General features: G+C 34.8%; 6 protein-coding genes. 4 read left to right on the forward strand and 2 right to left on the reverse strand.

Translation table 11 applies throughout. The annotated features are described in order from the left end of the window. The 4 genes from DX873_RS18625 to DX873_RS18640 all read left to right on the forward strand — a co-directional run. The coding region (locus tag DX873_RS18625) for a carbamoyltransferase C-terminal domain-containing protein (protein WP_313777754.1) at positions 1–358 on the forward strand (358 nt) is incomplete at its 5' end. Between the two features lie 33 nt (positions 359–391). Continuing rightward, entirely contained in the window at positions 392–1,819 is a 1,428-nt protein-coding gene (locus DX873_RS18630) for an MBOAT family O-acyltransferase (RefSeq protein WP_313777755.1), read from the forward strand. 3 nt (positions 1,820–1,822) lie between these two features. After that, positions 1,823–2,776, forward strand: a complete 954-nt coding sequence (locus tag DX873_RS18635; protein ID WP_116186011.1) for a hypothetical protein — start codon at positions 1,823–1,825, stop codon at positions 2,774–2,776. A gap of 79 nt (positions 2,777–2,855) precedes the next feature. Continuing rightward, positions 2,856–4,139 (forward strand): phenylacetate--CoA ligase family protein, encoded by a 1,284-nt coding sequence (locus DX873_RS18640; RefSeq protein WP_116186012.1) that lies wholly within the window; start codon positions 2,856–2,858, stop codon positions 4,137–4,139. A 12-nt stretch (positions 4,140–4,151) separates the two neighbouring features. Here the strand turns inward: DX873_RS18640 and DX873_RS18645 are convergent, their stop codons facing one another. Together DX873_RS18645 and DX873_RS18655 are read right to left on the reverse strand one after the other, a co-directional pair. Continuing rightward, a complete protein-coding gene (locus DX873_RS18645; RefSeq protein WP_116186013.1) occupies positions 4,152–5,189 on the reverse strand; it encodes a sugar-transfer associated ATP-grasp domain-containing protein in 1,038 nt (345 codons plus the stop codon). Positions 5,190–6,160: 971 nt separating this feature from the next. Next, complete coding sequence (locus DX873_RS18655; RefSeq protein ID WP_116186015.1) at positions 6,161–6,550, reverse strand: hypothetical protein; 390 nt, start codon at positions 6,548–6,550, stop codon at positions 6,161–6,163. Between the last annotated feature and the right edge of the window lie 258 nt (positions 6,551–6,808).

The following is a 6,808-nucleotide window of genomic DNA, read 5'->3' on the forward strand; positions in this document are numbered from 1 at the left end:
TGCTCCTTCAGCTGTTGTTGAGGCTAAAAGAGAGTTCTTTGATTTGGACGAAGATGTAGAAGCTCCTTTTATGCTCAAAGTTTGCGGTGTACTGGAGGAGAAACAAAAAGTAATTCCTGCTGTAACACATGTTGATGGCAGTGCGAGACTACAAACAGTCAATAATAAGCTTCACCCAAGATATTACGAAGTGATTACTTCTTTGGGTAAAAAGACGGGAGTACCTGTGGTCCTGAACACTAGTTTTAATATTCAGGGAGAACCAGTTGTGGAATCCCCTAAAGATGCGGTTCGTTGTTTTTATTCAACGGGATTGGATGCCTTGGTAATAGGAAACTTTGTTTTGGAGAAGAAATGACACACCATGTTATTTAATTCGTTCGACTTTTTAATGTTTCTACCAATAACATTTGGTCTTTATTGGTTGTTGTCCAAAAAGTCGTTAAGAGCTCAAAATACCTTTCTGTTATTGGCCAGCTACTTTTTTTACAGTTTGTGGGATTGGCGTTTTTTGTTTTTGATTATAGCCAGCACTATAGTGGATTATTTGGTAGGTATTCAAATTCAGAAATCTGCTGGAAACAGAAATTTGCAACGTACATGGCTTTGGGCAAGCGTAATATTCAATATTTCGTTACTTGGTTTTTTTAAATACTACAACTTCTTTGCCGAGTCCTTTATGGATATGTTTGAATTGTTTGGTTATACAATCAAAAGCACATGGACTTTAAGTATTGTACTACCGGTAGGAATTTCATTTTATACATTTCAAACCATGTCCTATTCTTTGGACATTTATTACAAAAGGGTTGAACCTACAAAGGATTTTCTGTCATTTGCAACCTATGTGGCCTTTTTTCCACAGTTGGTGGCCGGGCCAATTGAACGGGCATCTAATCTTTTATCACAGATAACCAATAAAAGAAACTTTAACTATGATCAAACGGTAGCTGGGCTGAAGTTGATATTATGGGGGTTGTTCAAAAAAATGGTAATTGCTGACGGTATTGCACCAATTGTTGATGATATCTTTGCAAATTACCATTCTTATCCCGCATCTACTTTGGTTTTAGGGGTAACCCTATTCAGTTTCCAGGTTTATGGAGATTTTAGTGGATACTCAGATATCGCCATTGGAACCGCAAAAATGTTCGGTATTGAATTAATGTCCAACTTTAAGTTTCCAAATTTTTCTAGAAATGTTGCAGAATATTGGCAACGTTGGCATGTTTCACTTTCAACGTGGTTCAGACATTATGTCTATATCCCATTGGGGGGATCCCGGGTAAGCAAACTTAAATCAGTAAGAAATATTTGTATTATCTTTTTGGTTAGCGGATTTTGGCATGGGGCCAATTGGACCTTTATTTTTTGGGGAGCTTTTCATGCATTGGCTTACATACCTGTATTCCTTATGGGAAGAAATACCATTTACAAGAATAACGTAGTTGCAGAGAATAACGGATTTCCGTCATTAACGGAAATAGGTCAGCTCGTTCTTACGTTTTCAATTGTAACTTTTTCCCGGATATTCTTTAGATCAGAATCCTTGACTGATTCTTTTCAATTTATCAGGAGGGTTTTTGCCAACTTTGAATATCTACCGTATGAACATCCTCAGGGATATAGAATGATTGATTACTTTGTGCTTTTGGCGCTGTTTGTTCTATATGAATACAGAATACGAAGAGATGAGCGTAACCCTTTTAAGTTTAAATCAAAAATAATACGCTTTACTATCTATTCACTGGTATTATTCTTAATACTACTATTTTATGATAGTGGTTTTGACAGATCGTTTATTTATTTTCAATTTTAGCATATGATTAAGCTAATTAAAAAACTGGCACTGTATGCTTTTCTTATTGCTCTTGTATTGGAGGTTTTAATAAGGGCTTTTCATCTGTACAATGAACTTCCACAAAGATATGTGGCCGAAGATGGAATCTTAAAATGGGTGCCTGGTCAGCAGGGCTACGCGGTTTATGGAAATAGGAGGCAAAACTTTACCGAATATAAAATCAATAGTTCTGGATACAACTCATATAGGGAATTTTACCCTAGCGATGAGAAAATTGAAGTGGCAATCATAGGCGATTCTTATATTGAAGGATTTCACCAGAACTACCATAATTCCATTGGAAAAAAAATTGAGGGCAAATTGGACGGAGTGGAAGTTTTTGAATACGGTCATTCATCCAATGACTTGGCCGATCAGTTGTACCTGATCCATGCAAATGAAGACATATTTGATAAGGTTGATTATATTATATTGTATCTGAAATATGAAAACGACTTGTTGCGATCGGAATATAAATTTATTAAAAGAACTCCTCTTTTTCCTGTCTTAAGGCATTCAAAGTTGGTTTTGTACCTGCTTAATATTGGCATGGCCGACCCAGTAAAAAAGGCTCATAAAAGCTTGATTTCCATTAAAGACAAAATTTCAGGAGGTACAAAAGGAAGCGATAAAGAGAAACCGCAGATTAATATAGACAGTCTTTATTTGGAAAATTTTAAAGGACTGGTTGCAAAATATGGACTGAACAAAGCCAAGACTGCCTTATTGTTGGATAGCGGAGCAACTGACAAAAACTTTCTTGGATACTTAAACGAACAACAAATTGACTTCATTGATTTTGCCAATTCTTTTGAAGCTGCTGGTGGATCAAGAAAAACTACACTGATTTATGATAGGCACTGGAATAATAAAGGTCGGGAAATAGTTGCTGATGAAATATATGGATACCTTCTAAAAAAACTTTCGAAGCAATAATAACAGCATATTATAGTTGTATGGAATATCTTCAGGTATTTTTTAAGGTGAAACAAGATTTTGCCATACATTGATAAAAATGAACGGTTTAAGAAATAAGGTATTTTGGTTGTTGGACAGATTCAAGGGGGGGTCCATCAGAAGTAATCTTGAAAATATTGATGCGTTGTTCAATTTGGATTTTGAGCAATTACTTGGAAGAAACAAACCATATCTAGACCGTCTTTTAACTACAGCAGTGAATCATACTGAATTTTACGCTGCTTATAAACAATTTGAATCTTTACAAGACTTCCCGGTAGTCAATAAACGGATTATAAAGCAAAATTTTGATTCGATCACCATACCAGAATCAGTTGGAGGAAAAAGGTTTTCGGTTAGCACAAGTGGTTCAACAGGAACGCCCTTTAAGATATACCAATCCCAAGAAAAAAAATATAGGAATACGGCCGACACCGTTTATTTTGCTTCACGGGCAGGGTTTTCCATTGGGGATAGGCTGCTTTACTTAAGATTGTGGGCGGCCTACTACAAAAAACCAGCTTTTTTGGCATGGATACAAAATGTGGATCAATTGGATGTTGAAGAAATCGATGATAAGTTTTTATCACATTTTTTTGAGAAACTGGTGGAGGATAAACAACGTAAAGGCTGGTTGGCTTACCCATCCGCGTTTTTAAAAGTATGTAATTTCTTGGATAAAGGAGGATATACTCCATTGAAAGGAAATATACAGTCCATTATAGCGATGTCAGAACCATTGGACTCCTATGTAAAGGAAAAAATGGAATACTATTTTGGTTGCCCTGTGGTCTCTCGTTATTCAAATGTTGAGAATGGCATTTTGGCCCAACAGATGCTTAACAGCAATGATTTTGTATTGAATTGGGCAAGCTACTATATAGAACTTCTTGATATGGATTCTGATGAACCTGTGAAGATCGGAGAGCCGGGTAGAATTGTAGTAACAGACCTTTTTAATTTGTCGACCCCAATGATTCGATATGATACTGGGGATGTTGCCATAATGAAAATAGGGGATAAGGGCTATCCTGTATTTTCATCTGTGCAAGGAAGAATTACTGATATTCTCACCAATACTAAAAATGAAATAGTAAATCCGTTTATTATTTATAATAATCTCTATAGATACCCAGAATTAGAACAAGTTCAACTGGTTCAAAGAAGTAATAAAGAATATATTTTTAGGATAAACTGCGAAAACATATTTACTAGGGAAGAGGAATTTCTATCCTTTTTTAAAACCTATTTAGGTACTGATGCAAAGGTTAATATTGAATATGTATCAGGAATACCATTATTGAAATCGGGCAAGAGAAAGATAATTGTCAATGAGACCTGATTCAATCAGGCCTTAGATAGATGCAAGTATTTCCTTAAAAGCAGGGTGTTTTTTGAACCCCTCATAGCTGTATTCACCAGCAATAATTGCGGCATCATGGTTTCCTTCAATAATCAAAGGTCCAGATGGTGTTATGGCAACGTCCCAACCTATAATTCGATTTGGAATATGTTTTGCAAATTCTTTGCAAAGATTCACTGCCTCAAAGAAAAAGGGGATTTTATAATTGGAAATCCGTAAACCTGTTGTGGGATGGTGAGTTATAAAATCACTTCCATAGATTAAAGCTGTATAACCATGTTCTCGCAATTTACCTGTTTTAATGTCCCAAGGAACAAAGAAACCGCCTGAACTTACATTGTCTACGTAGCTCTTTCCTGAACCAAATCGCATATAACCACCTAAAATTTCAACATTTCCGCTAGGCTTCAAATATGTCTCTATTCTCACAGTGTTTATACTATTCGGATATATTTCATTTACAGATTCATGCTGTTGCAAAGCTTCTTGAAAGATGTAGGCTCCATTCTTAACATTGTTCCAAATGTCTTCCAACTCTTCATCCCTTGTATTTGGTGAAATCATATAAACACCTTTACCTCCTTTGGATTCACTTGCTTTAACAAATACCTGTTCTGTATCACTTATTTTTAATAGGTTTTTGACGTAGATCTTGAATTCATCAAAAGAACTGGTCGGTACTATACTCTTTCCGTTAAAGAATGAATTAAAAATGTTATAACCTATAGTTTTTGGTGCAGGCAATGATTTTTGTTCGCACAATAGGGCAAAACTTATTTTGTTCTTAAGAAGGTCAGCTGTGGTTTGGCGAAATAACTTTTTTGAATATATGATACTGCGATATTCCTTGAAGTTCATATAATCTCTTGGAAAGGGCATGCCTTTCTTGTAAAAAAATCGTGCAAAATAGTATATAGGGAATTCGCCTTTTAGCCATATAAGTTTGGATACTTCTATAATGATGGTCCAAAAGTTCTTTTTATGCCTGTCCTTGAGAATGAACAATATACGTTTCCAATGTGCTCTCATATGTCATGGTTCGCATTTATGAATATAAACTAATCAAAGGCAAAAGATTATTTGATTAAAATCGTTTAAAATACGGTATTATCGATGTTATACGATTTGCTATGGAGAGACTATAAAATTATAGTACCCAATATAGATTGTAAAAAAGTGCACAACATGCATAAAGCAGAAATACACTTTTATATACTTTCTTTAAAACGGAAAAGTCGCTTGGACATAACATTAGTCCAATAAACAAAAGAGTGGATGCAAATTCAACTTCGGAGACCACTATTCCTATAGAGGCAATAAAAATCAAAATAAATAGATAGGTTATTTTTTTTTGGGGAAAGGCCATCAAAAAAAATGTCAAGAGAAACTCCGCTACCAGAATAAAATAGGTAAACTGCATTTTTAGAATATGGAAGGGAAGTGACCCGATTTGGAATGTTACTGTCTCATTAAGGCTTGGATCTCGTAGAACGAAATCATTCAAATTGTTCAGGTTTTGAGATAAAAGGCTTTTTGTTTCGGGGAAAAGTCCGCTATGCCATAACGGTCTAAAAAAGCTGCCTTTGGATAACATAAATCCAACAAATTCGCCATTTACGAAATGTGGGTTCAACAATTTATGAATTGTGGCAAACCCCATGATTAAAATTAATACCCAAAGAAGATTTTTTTTAATCATTTCATTGTTTTTTTCAAAAACAAATAAAATGGTAAGTATGAAAAAAAGAAATAGATGATTCGGAGAGCTGTGCCAATTAAAGTAAATCCCGAGGAATATACTTCCAAGGTAAAAAATCTCTATTCCTCTAATTAGATTATTGGGTTTGTTTCTAAAAAGTAAAGGGAAAATTCTTGTTGAAACAAACGTGATTCCTAAAATTAGCTGAAGAGCAGTAAGTGTAAGACCCGAGCGAGCCTCTACCACATTTATCAGTAGTAAGATAAAATATCCAATAATTTGGTATTTTTTTAATTCACTTCTAATAATCATTGACAAGTACTCTTTTCAGTTTTAATGAATCAGATATAAAATCTAATCTCCAAACCTCAATATTGACTTTCTTTCCACTCTTCTTCTTGAAATCGTCCGCTAATTCTTTCAGGTTGCTATCACTTGGAAATGTTCTACATTGGTAAACAAGGTTTTTGAAATTTGGATCATTCTGAAATAGTTCTGTATGATTGGCCAGAAGCCTTTTGTTTTTCTTGAAGACCAACCACACAAAATAATCTTCTGTATGGTAATCAGAATACATACCGTACCCTCCCATTTTCCATGGATTTAACTCACTGGTCTTAACAAGTGTGATATGGAAAAGACACCATAAAAGAACCAAAAAGGGGACCCAATATCTTCGAATTTGTTTCATCTAGTTAACTAACCGTAGTAAAAGCTTAATATCTTCTAAAAGGTAATTTTTTTAGCGTGAAACGCCAAATGGATATAGTAAAGTTAAATTGACATCTCAAAAAACCAATATGCTAATAGCCGAAACTATTTTTTCGATTTTTCTTTTAGATTATCCAAATAATCTTTAAAATCCTTGTTTTTCAATAAACCCCCGGCACCAATATCAGAAAGTCCTAGGTATGGACTGTCGTTAGCTTCAATGATTGTCGGTCCGTCC

This window comes from Flagellimonas nanhaiensis (genome assembly GCF_003382275.1).
Classification (GTDB): Bacteria; Bacteroidota; Bacteroidia; order Flavobacteriales; family Flavobacteriaceae; genus Flagellimonas; species Flagellimonas nanhaiensis.